The 14,524-nt window shown below is 37.3% G+C and carries 16 protein-coding genes; 12 read left to right on the top strand and 4 right to left on the bottom strand.

What is annotated here, in order from left to right; translation table 11 throughout:
* Positions 1-175 precede the first annotated feature (175 nt).
* From spoIIID to JKP73_RS04600, 7 genes are all read left to right on the top strand, one after another.
* Entirely contained in the window at positions 176-457 is a 282-nt protein-coding gene (gene spoIIID, locus JKP73_RS04630) for a sporulation transcriptional regulator SpoIIID (protein WP_021289802.1), read from the top strand.
* A gap of 208 nt (positions 458-665) precedes the next feature.
* Entirely contained in the window at positions 666-1,667 is a 1,002-nt protein-coding gene (locus JKP73_RS04625) for a rod shape-determining protein (protein WP_021289801.1), read from the top strand.
* A gap of 35 nt (positions 1,668-1,702) precedes the next feature.
* The gene (locus JKP73_RS04620) at positions 1,703-2,512 is read left to right on the top strand and encodes a flagellar hook-basal body protein (RefSeq protein ID WP_160806819.1); all 810 of its coding nucleotides are present in this window, start codon (positions 1,703-1,705) and stop codon (positions 2,510-2,512) included.
* 11 nt (positions 2,513-2,523) lie between these two features.
* Positions 2,524-3,357 carry a flagellar hook-basal body protein gene (locus tag JKP73_RS04615; RefSeq protein WP_160806818.1) on the top strand — a complete coding sequence of 278 codons (834 nt, stop codon included), beginning with the start codon at positions 2,524-2,526 and terminating at the stop codon, positions 3,355-3,357.
* A gap of 65 nt (positions 3,358-3,422) precedes the next feature.
* Positions 3,423-3,749 (top strand): DNA-directed RNA polymerase subunit beta, encoded by a 327-nt coding sequence (locus JKP73_RS04610; protein ID WP_021289798.1) that lies wholly within the window; start codon positions 3,423-3,425, stop codon positions 3,747-3,749.
* Between the two features lie 145 nt (positions 3,750-3,894).
* Positions 3,895-4,314, top strand: a complete 420-nt coding sequence (fabZ, locus tag JKP73_RS04605; RefSeq protein ID WP_021289797.1) for a 3-hydroxyacyl-ACP dehydratase FabZ — start codon at positions 3,895-3,897, stop codon at positions 4,312-4,314.
* Positions 4,315-4,423: 109 nt separating this feature from the next.
* On the top strand, positions 4,424-4,699 hold the full coding sequence (locus tag JKP73_RS04600; protein WP_021289796.1) for a hypothetical protein: 276 nt from the start codon (positions 4,424-4,426) through the stop codon (positions 4,697-4,699).
* A 148-nt stretch (positions 4,700-4,847) separates the two neighbouring features.
* Here the strand turns inward: JKP73_RS04600 and JKP73_RS04595 are convergent, their stop codons facing one another.
* Positions 4,848-5,225, bottom strand: coding sequence for a YtxH domain-containing protein (locus JKP73_RS04595; RefSeq protein ID WP_021289795.1), 378 nt, complete (start codon positions 5,223-5,225; stop codon positions 4,848-4,850).
* Between the two features lie 198 nt (positions 5,226-5,423).
* Between JKP73_RS04595 and JKP73_RS04590 the strand changes: the two genes are divergently transcribed.
* From JKP73_RS04590 to JKP73_RS04570, 5 genes are all read left to right on the top strand, one after another.
* Complete coding sequence (locus JKP73_RS04590; protein ID WP_021289794.1) at positions 5,424-5,924, top strand: competence protein ComK; 501 nt, start codon at positions 5,424-5,426, stop codon at positions 5,922-5,924.
* 210 nt (positions 5,925-6,134) lie between these two features.
* Positions 6,135-7,025 (top strand): TetR/AcrR family transcriptional regulator, encoded by an 891-nt coding sequence (locus JKP73_RS04585; protein WP_021289793.1) that lies wholly within the window; start codon positions 6,135-6,137, stop codon positions 7,023-7,025.
* Between the two features lie 31 nt (positions 7,026-7,056).
* On the top strand, positions 7,057-7,917 hold the full coding sequence (locus JKP73_RS04580) for an efflux RND transporter periplasmic adaptor subunit (protein WP_160806817.1): 861 nt from the start codon (positions 7,057-7,059) through the stop codon (positions 7,915-7,917).
* A 3-nt stretch (positions 7,918-7,920) separates the two neighbouring features.
* Entirely contained in the window at positions 7,921-11,013 is a 3,093-nt protein-coding gene (locus JKP73_RS04575; RefSeq protein WP_160806816.1) for an efflux RND transporter permease subunit, read from the top strand.
* 378 nt (positions 11,014-11,391) lie between these two features.
* A complete protein-coding gene (locus JKP73_RS04570; protein ID WP_021289790.1) occupies positions 11,392-11,694 on the top strand; it encodes a hypothetical protein in 303 nt (100 codons plus the stop codon).
* 53 nt (positions 11,695-11,747) lie between these two features.
* On the opposite strand, the gene zwf is transcribed toward JKP73_RS04570, so the two are convergent.
* From zwf to JKP73_RS04555, 3 genes are all read right to left on the bottom strand, one after another.
* The gene (zwf, locus tag JKP73_RS04565) at positions 11,748-13,214 is read right to left on the bottom strand and encodes a glucose-6-phosphate dehydrogenase (protein WP_021289789.1); all 1,467 of its coding nucleotides are present in this window, start codon (positions 13,212-13,214) and stop codon (positions 11,748-11,750) included.
* 98 nt (positions 13,215-13,312) lie between these two features.
* Positions 13,313-13,756, bottom strand: a complete 444-nt coding sequence (locus tag JKP73_RS04560) for a threonine/serine exporter family protein (protein ID WP_021289788.1) — start codon at positions 13,754-13,756, stop codon at positions 13,313-13,315.
* An 18-nt stretch (positions 13,757-13,774) separates the two neighbouring features.
* Complete coding sequence (locus JKP73_RS04555) at positions 13,775-14,518, bottom strand: threonine/serine exporter family protein (protein WP_038242234.1); 744 nt, start codon at positions 14,516-14,518, stop codon at positions 13,775-13,777.
* Between the last annotated feature and the right edge of the window lie 6 nt (positions 14,519-14,524).

The following is a 14,524-nucleotide window of genomic DNA, read 5'->3' as shown; positions in this document are numbered from 1 at the left end:
TAAATGACAGAATATTTAGTAAAATTATTGACGGAAGCATGCAGGTGTGAACTATCGCAAGTTATATAGCATCGTCTTTGATTATCGAATTTTCAGGAGATATGCAGGCCTATTATTACAAACACCTTGTCTCACTTACCACCTCGGAAATATACAACTCAGGGAGGCGAACGGTGTGCACGATTACATCAAAGAGAGGACTATCAGGATAGGAAATTATGTCGTGGAGACGAAGAAAACTGTCCGAGTGATAGCAAAAGAGTTTGGTGTTTCCAAAAGCACAGTCCACAAAGACTTGACAGAACGATTGCCAGAGATTAACCCAGAACTAGCGAATCGGGTTAAAAAAATATTAGAACATCACAAGGCTATTCGTCATCTTCGTGGGGGAGAAGCAACTAGAAAAAAGTATAGAATTGAACCAGAGCAGGAAGAAGAAGTTAAACCAGTAGGATAAAAGTATGTTATATTACACTTATTCAAAAACCCAGTGATTTATCTGCTGGGTTTTGGTATGTTTAGAAGTCTAAAAACTGATGTAAGTCTAAATTCCTAGACAAAATTTATTTAAATTGCAGTTAATTGTAGACTTTTGTGGTAAAATATTATATTAGTAGCAGTATGGAAAAAAAGTATCAGTAATTTAATTAGGAGGATCTAAACCCATGTTTTCTAGGGATATTGGAATTGATCTTGGTACAGCCAATGTATTGATTCATGTAAAAGGAAAAGGTATTGTTTTAAACGAACCTTCTGTAGTGGCTATGGACCGACAAACTGGTAAAGTATTGGAAGTTGGAGAGGCCGCTAGAAAGATGGTTGGGCGTACACCAGGAAACATTGAAGCAATCCGCCCACTAAAGGATGGAGTAATTGCGGATTTCGATGTGACAGAGGCTATGCTAAAGCATTTTATAAATAAAATAAATGTAAAGGGCTTTCTTTCAAAGCCAAGAATTCTTATTTGCTGTCCTACTAATATTACGAAAGTAGAGCAAAAAGCAATTAAAGAAGCAGCTGAAAAATCTGGCGGTAAAAAAGTTTATTTAGAAGAAGAGCCTAAAGTAGCTGCTATCGGCGCAGGAATGGAAATATTCCAGCCAAGCGGTAATATGGTCGTAGATATTGGCGGGGGAACAACAGATGTTGCCGTGTTATCGATGGGGGATATTGTTACCTCTGAATCCATTAAAATGGCTGGTGACAAGTTTGATATCGAGATACTTCAATACATAAAGAAAAAATATAAACTGTTAATCGGCGAACGAACAGCAGAAGAAATTAAGATTAATGTAGCAACAGTTTTCAAGGATGGACGTAAAGAGGAAATGGAAATCCGCGGTAGAGATATGGTTTCTGGTCTTCCTCGAACGATTGCTGTTAATTCAGTTGAAATAGAAGAGGCATTACGTGAATCTGTATCCCTTATTGTACAAGCTGCTAAGTCTGTACTTGAACGTACACCACCAGAATTGTCTGCTGATATTATTGATCGTGGAGTTATTTTAACGGGTGGTGGAGCATTAATACATGGAATAGACGAACTACTTGCTGAAGAGTTGAAAGTACCAGTCTTTATTGCAGAAGAACCTATGAATTGTGTGGCTAAAGGTACAGGGATTATGTTAGAGAATATTGATAAGGTAGAACGAAAAAAAGTAGTGTAACTATACATTAAATATGGATAGCGGGAGGGAATATTTTGTTAAGAGGCTTTTATACGGCAGCTAGTGGAATGATTGCCCAACAACGCCAACAGGAAGCTTTTTCAAATAATATTTCCAATGCGAACACACCAGGTTATAAAGCAGATCAAACAACATTGCATGCATTTCCGGAAATGTTAATGAATCGCATTGGTGGAAAAGGGAATCAAATCTCAGTTAAATCATCGATGCAATTTCCAATCCATCAATCGATCGGTGCATTAAACACAGGTGTCTATGTTCAGGAAACAATTCCGAACTTTAGACAAGGTGATATAAGAGAAACAGGTAGTACCACTGATTTAGCATTGGTTAATGGAGAATTACCAAATCAGTCGGCAAATCTTTTTTTTACTGTGCAAAATGAAGCCGGGGAAGTTCGATATACGAGAAATGGGAACTTTACTGTAGATGGCCAAGGTTATCTAGTAACAAACCAAGGTTACTATGTTTTAGATCAAGAAGGACAACCTATTCAAACGAATGGAATGGAATTTACCGTTACTGCAAACGGAATGTTGCGAACACCCGAGCAGACCGCTGCATTGAATATTGCTTATACACCAGACGCAAATAATATGGTAAAAGAAGGGAATAACTTATTTGCAGGTGAAGTTGATGAAATGCCAGCAGATGTCACGTTTTCCATTAAACAAGGGTTCCTAGAACGTTCAAATGTAGATTCGTTGCAATCAATGACACAAATGATGGAATCTTATCGGATGTTTGAAACAAATCAGCGTGTATTAAAAGCGTATGACGAAAGCATGGGTAAAGCAGTAAGCGAAATTGGTCGTTTGGTTTAGGGGGGGAGTTTATGTCTAGAACAATGATACAGGCTGCTGTTACAATGAATCAGTTACAGAATCAACTAGATACGATTGGAAACAATTTAGCAAATAGCCAAACAACAGGTTATAAGGCGAGACAAACTGAATTTTCTTCTTTATTATTTCAACAGATAAATAATTTGACGGAACCAGCTAATCCACAGGCAAGATTAACACCAGAAGGAATTAGGATTGGTGCAGGAGCTAAACTAGGTTCTACAAATGTTAACTTAAGCTTAGGAAATATTAAAGAAACGGAACGTGCTTTAGATACAGCATTACTTCAAGGGAATTTATTCTATCAGGTTCAAGTTATCGAGAACGGAATAGCCCAAACACGATATACAAGAGATGGCTCGTTTTATTTAAGCCCAATAAATAACAATCAAGAAGTTATGCTTACAAATAGCAATGGAAATCCAATATTAGGGGAAAATGGACCAATTATTTTTGAACAAGGGTTTGATAATATCGCCATTCAATCTAATGGACAGATTCAAATTACAAGAGGTAATCAGACAGAGGTCGTTGAACAATTAGCGGTGATCGAGGCAGTACGTCCTAGACTTTTAGAGTTTGATGGAAATAATATGTTTCAATTACCGAATATAGCTGATCTAGGAATTGATACGAATGAAATAATCCAACAGGTGAATCCAGAAGAGCAGATGATTAAAAGTGGGGCATTAGAGGCTTCGAATATTGACATTTCAAAAGAAATGTCTGATCTCTTAAGAACGCAGCGTGCTTATCAATTTAATTCGCGAACAATTTCAATGAGTGATCAAATGTCCGGTTTAGTTAATCAATTACGATCATAACGGTATATATGTGATCAGAATGATAGAACTTCTTTTCAAGTTTTAAAGAATTAAGGGGTAAAACAATGTCTATGAATCAAGAGGATCAAACAATCGAAGAAAAACAAGCAGTGCCTCCGAAGAAACGCTTTTCATTTAGAAAGAAAGCGGAGCGCTTAGCTGAAGGGTCAAGAAGCGAGCAAAAGCGAAAGCAGAAGAATAACAATAAGCTTCCCCGGTTGCGAGTATTCCCAATATGGTTACGTATCATTGTTGTGCTTCTTCTTTGTTTAATCGCATTAGTTATTGGGCTAATGATTGGTTATGGTGTAATAGGTGACGGTGCTCCTGTTGATGCACTAAAAAAAGAAACATGGCAGCATATAATTGATATCGTTATAAAAACAGAATAAGTAAAAAAGCATCCGGTCGTTAGACTAGATGCTTTTTTCAGCTTTGTTGCGCATAAAGGTGCGAGTTATTATATATGTATTAAATGAGTAAATGACGTCCAAATGGTATATTAATTATAGTAGCATAATAAAAGGAGAGTAATTCATGGATATTGAACAAATTAAAGAAACAATCCCACATCGTTATCCATTTTTATTGGTAGATCGAGTAACGGAAATGGAAACAGGGAAGCGAGTGACTGGTATAAAAAATGTTACTGCAAACGAACCATTTTTCCAAGGACATTTCCCAGGCTATGCAGTGATGCCAGGAGTTTTAATTTTAGAAGCCTTGGCTCAAGTTGGGGCAATTGCCATGCTTGGATTAGAAGAAAATCAAGGTAAAATTGGATTTCTAGCCGGTGTAGACAACTGTCGCTTTAAAAAACAAGTGAAACCTGGGGATCAGTTACAAATGGAAGTTGAGATATTAAGGTTAAAGGGGCCTATTGGCAAAGGCAAAGCTGTTGCAAAAGTTGATGGAGAAATTGCTTGTGAAGCTGAAATTATGTTTGCCATAAAATAATATAGTTGCTTTATCTTTCACTTATAGGAAATAATTGAAAAAATGTGTATGACTTCTTTTGTTTTGGTTATGCTAAGACCGAAAACGAATTCAAAAGGAGGTTTTGCACATGAAGAAAAAACTATTCGTGAAATTTGGTTCCCCCATTTTAGCGTTGTCTTTAATAGCTGCTTGTGGAACCGATGATCAACAAGATCCAGCTGAGGAAGATGCTCCAATGCAAGAAGAACAAGAAAACAATGAGAACCCAGCTGATGACAATGGTGGCATGAATGAAGAAGATCCAGCGCTAGAGGACGAAACAAACGAAGATAATGGTATGGAAGAAAATAAGGATAACAACATGCAAGAAGAAAATAATAATGGTGGTCAAGGTAACCAATAAGTTTTAGTATCGACTATAATTGGATACTTATATTAGAAAGCAAACCTTCCTTTTTTACAGAGGAAGGTTTGCTTTTTGTTGAATGTACGTTACATCCATCTTTTAAACTCCATAAGTAGTAGCTGAACATAAATTAGGTATTTTATATTTACTTAGCTTTGACAGTTTGCTTATCCGATTCAATTGTTTCAGTTGGTTCAGATGTAGAAGCACTGGTTTCATTTATTCCTTCTGTTGAAGTATCGTTCTGTTTCATGCTGTGTTTACTTGATTTTTCAATAGCAGATTCTTTCATATTTGTTAGTTTACCCTTTGCTGTAGTGCCAAATCTTTTCGTGATATCAACTGTATTATCCTTTGTGTTCACCATTTGTTTGGATAAATCAGCACGTAGTTCTCTACCGGTTTTGGGTGCAAATAATAAAGATGTAATTGCTCCAACAATTGCCCCGATTAAAGACCCTGTAATAAGGTGCTGAAGACGAAGTTCTTTCTGTTGATTGGTATTTTGATTCTGTTCTGCCATAATTTCTCCTCCTTGAATGAGCAAATTTAGTCAATGGAAATGCATGACTAGTAAATCTTGATTTAGAAGTCGTTTCCCGAATCTTTATATAGATAAACCTTAAAAACCAATATTTTTAAATAATCTGAAAAAATAATGAAAAAAGAAAGCCATCATAGTAAAATAGAATTACAAAATTTAGTAAAAAGGAGGAGGACAATGACAAACTGTATTACATCTGTTTATATTATTTCACCAAGAACAAAAGCAATTATCCTTAAAGAATTAACCTATTACCGATCACTCATAATAGAAGAGAATAGAGAAAGAAAGTCATTACATAAACCAGAACAAATCATTGACAATAGCTGCTTAGTATACGGGTCTACACTAGAGGGGAGGAAGGGAGCTGTACGAGATATATTAAAAACTTCAAGTAAGCTTCCGATACCTGTTATTCCCGAAATGGGTGTATATATGATTCCAACAGCTTCAACTAAGAACAAATCCTGTGTGTGGGTTGCATATCATCATATTCATTCCTATCAAAGTCATGACCAATGTACATCAATCCAATTTAATGATGGGAGTAACTTACTAGCGCATACATCGTTAAATACATTTGATATGCAATATAAGCGTACAAGTCAAATTATTGTACATATGAACCGTTCCTTTCTATTTAGTAGAGGTAACCCTTCTAAACGAATTTTGAGATAGCTGTTGTGATTCATAAGGTGCTCATTTATCAGGAGTGCCTTGTTTTTATGAGAAGCAATTTATGAAGATTTCATGTCATTTTATTTTCGTGCTTGTAATGAAAACAGTTTCATTGTTACACTTAGTAAAACGTGATGTGACTAACCGGTCAGTCATTCGTTTAATGAAACAAATAGTCTGGCATATCCGTACTACAAAGAGGGGTTAATCATGAATGATAAGAAACAAAAATTAATTGAAATTGGGATGAAGTTAATAGCTGAAAAAGGCTATTATAATACTTCTATTCAAGAAATTGCTAATGAAGCTGGTGTATCCAAAGGATCATTTTATATCTATTTTTCTTCAAAAGAAGCGTTTATTGCCACCGCTATTCATAACTTCCATCAACGTATTTCTGAAGAAATGAAGCAAATGCAACAAGACAGTAACACACCAAGAGAGAATTTTGCAAATCAACTCGCTGTTTCAATAGATTATATCTATTGCCATAAGGATTACATTTTTATGTTTATACGTGAGAATATATCCTTAGGAGAAAATATTGATAAGTTAATTTATAACTTAAAAGTAGAAAACTTTAATTGGATGAAGAGCAATTTAAAGGCAATTTACCAAGAAGAAATGGATGAAATGGATGCTATTTTGATTGACATCATTATTCAAGCGGAGGGACTGCTTAGCGGATATTTTAAATGGCTAATGATAGAGGATATACAAATAGATAGTGGTGAAGCAGGAGCATTTTTAGTTCGGAGAATTGATGATTTAGTCAAAGGTATGCTACATAGAAAGGAAGAGCCGCTAATCGGTTTAGACCAAGTCCCAAATGCATATTCCTTTGCTGAAATGGACCAAAAACGGAATGAGATTCAGATAGCCCTTAAATTGTTAAAAATGAATGTAGAAGCAATCCAACTAGATGAAATAAAAAAAGCACAACTTCATGAAGTAATAAGCGCATTACAAAAAGAAGTAGACCAGGATGAATATCAATCCGTTGTTGTTCAAGGTTTACTTGCTCATTTTTATCAATTTCCTGAGTTAAAAGAAGAGACTGAACAATTGGCTGACTTATTTGATGTGGAATTATTATCTTGAATAACGTTGATAAACGAGAGGAGCTTCACAGATGAAAAAGATTGGAATTAGTATAGCCGCCATTTTATTGATCACCTTGCTTGGTGCATGCAATCAGCAAGCTGATGATGACGAGCAGGAGCAGGAAGAAAAAGTAATACCTGTAGAAACAGAAGAAGCAACGGAAGGCGATATTGTTATTGAGAAGACAATATATGGGAGAACCGCCCCTTCTGCTTCAACTCCAGTAATGGTACAAAATCCTGGTGAAATAGATTCATTAGAAGTCCAAAATGGCGATCAAGTAGAAGAAAATGATGTCATTGCAACGATACAAACCCCTGCTGGAAAGCAGAATATTAGGGCTTCTAAAGCTGGAGAGATTGCTCAATTATCGGTAAGTGAGGGAGGAATTGCATCCACTGAAGAGCCATTAGCGATTATTACAGATTTACAAACAATTCAATTAAACTTTACCGTTACCTCGGATGTTCGTGGTTTAGTAGAGAGAGAGGATAAGCTAAACGTGGATATTGATGGGAACCAATATAAAGCAGAAGTGTCGTCAGTTGGAACCATGCCAGATGATACAGGTTTATATCCAATAGAAGCAACAGTTAATAATGATGAAGAGGATTTGATAGCAGGACTAACTGCAAAACTGCATATTCCGGAAGAGAGAATAAATTCTGCCATCATTGTACCGACAGAAGCAATTGAAGAAGCTAATAATGAGTCTTTTGTTTATGTTATCAAAGATAATGAAGCTATTCGAACGGTAGTTACTCCAAAAGAAACGCAGTCTGATAAAACAGCCATTGAGGGTGAGGTTAAAGCAGGCGATCAAATTGTTATAAATGGTCAGTTATCATTATCTGACGGCAGCCAGGTAAATGTTGTGAAAGGAGAATAGACGTTGAAGATAATTAAAACATCTGTTAAACGCCCTGTTGGCGTAATTATGATCGTTCTCGCTCTACTGGCTCTTGGTGCCGTTTCTTTACGAAGCTTGACAATTGATCTTTTCCCTAAGATGGATCTTCCTGTAGCAGTAGTAGCAACATCATATGACGATGCAGCACCACAAGAAGTTGAGAATTTAATTAGTAGACCAATCGAATCAGCAGTTAGTACGGTAGAAGGGATAGAAACTGTACAATCCCAGTCACAATCTGGGGCATCTTTAGTAGTACTGATGTTTAGTAATGGAACGGACTTAGATCAAGCGTTATTAGATGTTCGAGAAAGTGTGGATCAAGTGAAAGCAGCTTTGCCTGAGCAGGCTGGAGATCCAAATATTATGCGATTTAATCCAGATCAAATGCCTGTTATGTGGGTCGGTTTAACTGGTGATGATGCAGCATCATTAACGCAAACAGCTGATGAGCAAGTCGTCCCATTCTTTGAAAGACAAGAAGGAGTAGGCTCCGTTTCGGTTGAAGGCGGAAAAGAAAGAGAAATCCAACTAATACTAGATGAAGCAAAATTACAACAGTATGGTGTAACTACACAAATGATTATACAATCATTGAATAGCACCAATCAGTCTGCTTCTGTTGGCTCCATTGATAAAGGGAATAAGGATCTACAGCTGCGGGTGACTGGTGAATTTGAATCGCTAGAAGATATTGAACAAACGATTGTTCAAACAGAAGCAGGTGCAACCGTTCATGTTGAAGATCTTGCTGAAGTAAAAGACGATTACAAAGAACAATCAGGTATGACACTTGTTAATGGTAAGCCATCTGTAGTTTTATCCGTGTTGAAGAAGACGGATAGCAATACAGTAGAAGTTGCCACGAATATTGAAGATGGCATTGAGGAAATTAAACAAGATCTTCCATCAGATGTTAATTTGGATGTAATTATCGATACTTCAGATTTTATTGAGATGTCGATTGATTCTGTCATACAAAACATATTAATTGGTGGTATCATATCCATCTTTATCTTATTACTCTTCCTTAAGAGTGTACGGGCGACGATTGTTATTGGTTTATCCATTCCAATTGCAATTATTACCACGTTCATATTAATGTATTTTACAGGGGAAACGTTGAATATTTTAACATTAGGCGGCTTAGCCCTTGGGTTAGGGATGATGGTTGATAGTTCGATTGTCATTCTCGAGCATATTTATTCTTATCGTCAACGGGGTTACAGTTTAAAAGATTCTGCAATCAAGGGTGCAAGTGAATTAGCCCCTGCGGTTATTGCATCAACTACAACTACATTGGTGGTTTTCTTACCAATTATCTATGTAGAGGGGATAGCTTCCGATCTATTTACCCCACTTGCACTAGCCGTATCGTTTTCACTTATCACATCGCTCGTTGTAGCAGTGACACTTGTTCCGATGTTATCATCCAAGCTCTTGAAAAAAGCAATGACAGATGGAGGCCGCCGCTATTGGTTTGACCGTTTGTTAAGTTGGCTAAATGATCGTTACCGCAGTGTGTTAAAGTGGGTGCTTGGACATAGGAAGACTACCGTATTTGTCACCATTTTAGCGATTGTAGGAAGTTTAGCATTAACCCCATTTATTGGTGCAGAGTTGATTCCATCGGCCGATCAAGGTCAAATGGAAGTTCGAGTCGAAACAGCTCCAGGAAGTTCTCTTAGTCATACAGAAGATATCGTAGAAAAAGTAAATCAAGAGTTAGAACCATTCGAGTCTGTAATCGAAACGAATTATGTCAGTGTTGGTGGCGGAGGCGGCATGGCTGCCGCCAGTGGTGGTAGTAGTGGAAACCAAGCCGTCTACACAATGCAATTAGTGCCTTCTGGTGAAAGAGTTAAAACAACTTCAGACGTGGTACAGGAGATAGATGAGGCCCTGAAAGATATACCGGGTGCGGAAATCACGGTTAGTTCGATGGATTCTGGAATGAATACGGGTAGTCCAATTCAGATTCAACTAAATGGGCCAGAGCATGAAGTGCTAAGTGAATTATCAAACCAAGTGGTTGACGAAATTTCGCAAGTTGATGGTGTCTACAATCCGGAAACTTCAGCTTCTGAAGGTGTACCGCAAATGAATATAGTAGTTGATCAGGAAGAAGCGGCAACTTATGGTCTTAATCAGGAACAAATTCTTGGCCAAATTCAAATGCAGTTTACTGGACAGGTAGCTACACAGTTCAAGGAAGATGGTCAAGAAATGGATGTCACGATGATGTATCCAGAAGACCAGCGTAGTTCGATTGAGGATTTACATGATATGAAAATTCAAACGCCGCAAGGCTCTACCATATCGTTAGATGAAGTCGCTGAATTTAAACAAATGAGTGGTCCTGTAAGTTTACTTCGAGAAAATCAGCAACCGCAGATGAATGTAACCAGTGAAATTGTTGATCGAGATCTGGGCAGCGTTTCATCGGATGTAGAGGCTGCATTGGCAGATATGAACTTACCGGAAGGATATAGTTATGAAATGGGCGGTCAAACCGAGGATATGACCGAGTCCTTTACGGATTTGGCAATTGCATTAGTCTTCTCGATTCTTTTAGTATATGCGGTAATGGCAGTGCAATTTGAGAATTTCTTATTCCCATTAATTATCATGTTTGCTATGCCAACAACAGTTATTGGGGTATTGATCGGCTTATATGTTGTAGGTATACCATTAAGTATTCCTGCGTTTATCGGGATTATTATGCTTGCCGGTATTGTGGTTAATAATTCGATCGTATTGGTAGATTATATAAATATTCTGCGAAGACAAGGAATGGATCGTCATGATGCTATCTTGGAAGCTGGCCCAAGTAGATTACGTCCAATTCTTATGACGACTTTGACAACCATATTGGCAATGGTACCATTGGCGCTAGCTCTTGGTGAGGGTGCTGAGACACAACAGCCAATGGCAGTTACCATTATTTTTGGTCTCGGTGTATCTAGCTTATTTACCTTATTGTTAATTCCAGTAATATACACCTTATTTGATGATTTAACAGCTAAGATTACTAAAAGAGATAAAAAGAGTAAAGATAATCTAGATAGAGAATAATCCGAACGGTTATTTGATACACTCCCTTCAAAGTAGACTGGAAACTAAATCTGTTACTTGGAGGGAGTTCCTTTTGTCGAGAAAAGGAACATGCACTGATGCTAGAAGACCGTTTTACATGAGTATATGATTATCAAAAGGGATAGACAGATTTTTCCGTAACTCTTAGCAAATGTCATAGACATGATTCTGGTGTCAAATAGCGTGGGTTGTGATGTTCTAATCGGGTAAGCGTGCTTGGCGAGTTAGCTGAAGCAGTGCCCACTGATGAAAAAATTGATAATTAATTAAAATGAGAGCTGCTAATTTTTCTTAGAGATTCGTTTACAACGAAGCATTTTGGGAATAGTAATCGGTAGTAAGATTGGAGGTAAGGCTATGTCAATATCACGAATTATGAAATGGATTACGGGAATATTTGAAGCGTTATTAGGTTTTCCAATACTTGGTGGAGCTTTTATTATATCGAATTTATGGGGGCCACTATTTGTTATGCTCGTACTTCATATTATAACGTTGATCTTATCAAGAAGAGATGGTGGAGCAACAGCAGGAAGTATAATTGGAATTCTAACTTCTTTAATTGGATGGATTCCAGGGATTGGTATGATTATGCATCTTATTACAGCGGTGGTACTAATCATTACTGGTATGATGCCTGATAATCAATCTGGTGATTAGCATGTAAAAAACAAGATACCTCACGTTGTAGTAAGGTATCTTGTTCACATGAACTAGTCTGTAATTGGCCACCAATGAAAGCCATCCTTTTCTAATAAATCATCCGCAGCTTCAGGTCCCATCGATCCTGCAGGGTAGTTAGGAAAGTCTGGTGTTACTGCTGCCCATGCATCTAGTAGCGAATCTACAAATTCCCACGAATGCGCCACTTCATCCCAATGTGTAAAATTGGTTGTATCACCAATGATACAATCATATAGTAATTTCTCATACGCTTCTGGTGTATTTATATCATCAACGCCATTATTTGTGTAAGAAAGCTTGATCGGTTCAGCAATAGAGCCAATTCCAGCTTTTTTAGCATTTAAGTATAAGGTAATTCCTTCATTAGGTTGAATATTAATTATTAACAGATTTGGGTGTTTTTCGGTCTCATTTTTGTAGTATAAATTCATTGGTATATCATTGAATTCAACCACAATTTTTGTTGACTTTTCCTTCATCTTTTTACCTGTTCGAATATAAAAGGGAACTCCAGCCCAACGATAGTTATCAATCATTACTTTACCAGCAACAAATGTTTCGGTAGTTGAGTTGGCAAGATCTGTTGCTTCTTCACGATATCCCTTGATAGAGTTACTGCTGCCATATTGACCGCGAACGAAAAATTCATTTACTTTCTCTGGATCTACAAGACGAAGCGCACGAAGTACTTTTACTTTTTCTGATCGAATCTCTTCTGGCGTCAATTTAATTGGTGGCTCCATGGCTAATAAAGCAACCATTTGCAACATATGATTTTGTACCATATCTCTAGTTGCCCCTGAATGATCATAGTAACGCGCTCGCTCTTCAACTCCTAATTTCTCACTAGATGTGATTTGAATATTCGAGATGAATCGATTATTCCAAAGATGTTCAAATATGCCATTAGCAAAACGGATTACTTCAATATTTTGTACCATTTCTTTGCCTAGGTAATGATCAATTCGGTAAATTTGATCTTCATCAAATGCATGTCGAATTTGATTGTTTAATTCCTTGGCGGAATCTAAATCATGTCCGAATGGCTTTTCAATAACAAGTCTTGTCCAACCTTTTCCATTCTTCAGACCATTTTCCTCTAATTGATTGGCAATTGAACCAAAATATTCAGGCGCCATTGCAAGATAAAAGATTCTATTTCCATCTGTTTGGTAATGCCCTTCCAAGTCCTCTAACAGATTATTTAAATCATCATACGAAGATGTGTCTGTCACGTCAAAGGAATGATAATAAAAGTGGGAAGAAAAATCTTCTAAATCCTCTTCTTTTGAGGATGACTGCTCGATAGAATTACGGACATTTTCTCTAAACACATCATTTGTCCATGGACGTCGTGCAAGACCCACCACTGCAAATTCCTCACCAATCTTACCATTTTTATATAGCCGGTAAATGGAAGGGAATAATTTTCGCTTAGATAAGTCTCCTGTTGCTCCAAAGATAACAATAATTGCATTTGGTTTATCTGTACTCATGAATACCCTCTCCATTTTCTATTTACGAATTAGCTTATGAGCTAAATGTAAGTTATTATAATACAACCTATCTTATAAGGAAAAAATCCTAAAATCAACTATTCCGGACGGAGCCAACCCCAAGTTTTTTTAATGATCTGGTTAGCAACCTCTGAAAACATGAGTCCGATAGCAATCGCACCGGCAAGCAGCATTACCTTAGTTGAAAGTTGTACGGCTGTAAAATAATCATTCTCAACAAAATGTCTCATAGCATCATACGCAATCCCTCCGGGTACAAGAGGAATAATGCCAGATACGTTAAAAATAATAATTGGTGTCTTATATAGTCTTGCGCATAGGTGACTAAGTATTGCTACAAGCATCGATCCAAAGATCGTAGCTGGAACAGCATCTATACCTTGATCAACTAAAATATAATAAAGAATCCAGCCAAACATACCAACCATCCCGCATTGGATTAAGGCTTGACGTGGTGCATTAAATAGGACACCAAAACCGCTAGCCGCAATAAAACTAGTAACTAGTTGGGCGATAATCATACATATCAGCTCCTACATCTATATGATTGCAAATACAACAGCAACACCTGCACCAATTGCAAATGCTGTGAGAATTGCCTCTACACCTTTGGAAACACCAGCTACCAAATGTCCAGCCATCAAATCACGAACTGCATTGGTAATATGCAGACCAGGAACAAGAGGCATGACCGCACCAATAATTATTTTATCCATCTGTATACCAAATCCAATGTGAATGGCGATTCCTGAAGCTATTGCAATCATAAAGGAAGCAAAGAATTCAGCAATAAACCGAATTTCAACTACTTTTTCAAACCAAATCATTGCAAAAAAACCAATACCGCCTGCAAAGAAGGAGGGTAAAAAATCTGGCCATGCTCCACCAAACATAATCGTAAAGCTTCCACTAACGAAGGCAGCAGCAATCATTTGTATCCAATAAGGAAAAGATTCACTTGCATGCTGAATACCTTTCAGGTGCAGGAGAGCTTCCTTTGGTTCAATCGTTTGTGCAGAGATTTGCCGAGAGATATGATTTACTTCGGCGATCTTATGTAAGTCTGTTGAACGATTAGAAATCCTCCGGAAATAGGTTGCTTCTCCTTCCGTAGAAAATTGAATTCCAGTTGGAGTAGCATAACTTTCAGCCTTTTTTAATCCATAAGAAGCGGCGATCCTGTTCATGGTATCTTCTACGCGATACGTTTCAGCACCGCTTTGTAACATGATTTTCCCAGCTAATAAACATACTTTCGCTACAGATACATCATCTTGTTGCATGAAATC

It is taken from the genome of Virgibacillus salexigens, assembly GCF_014905415.1.
GTDB classification, from domain to species: Bacteria; Bacillota; Bacilli; order Bacillales; family Amphibacillaceae; genus Virgibacillus; species Virgibacillus salexigens.
The sequence above is the reverse complement of the archived record's forward strand: the minus strand, read 5'-3'. Positions and strand labels throughout refer to the sequence as shown.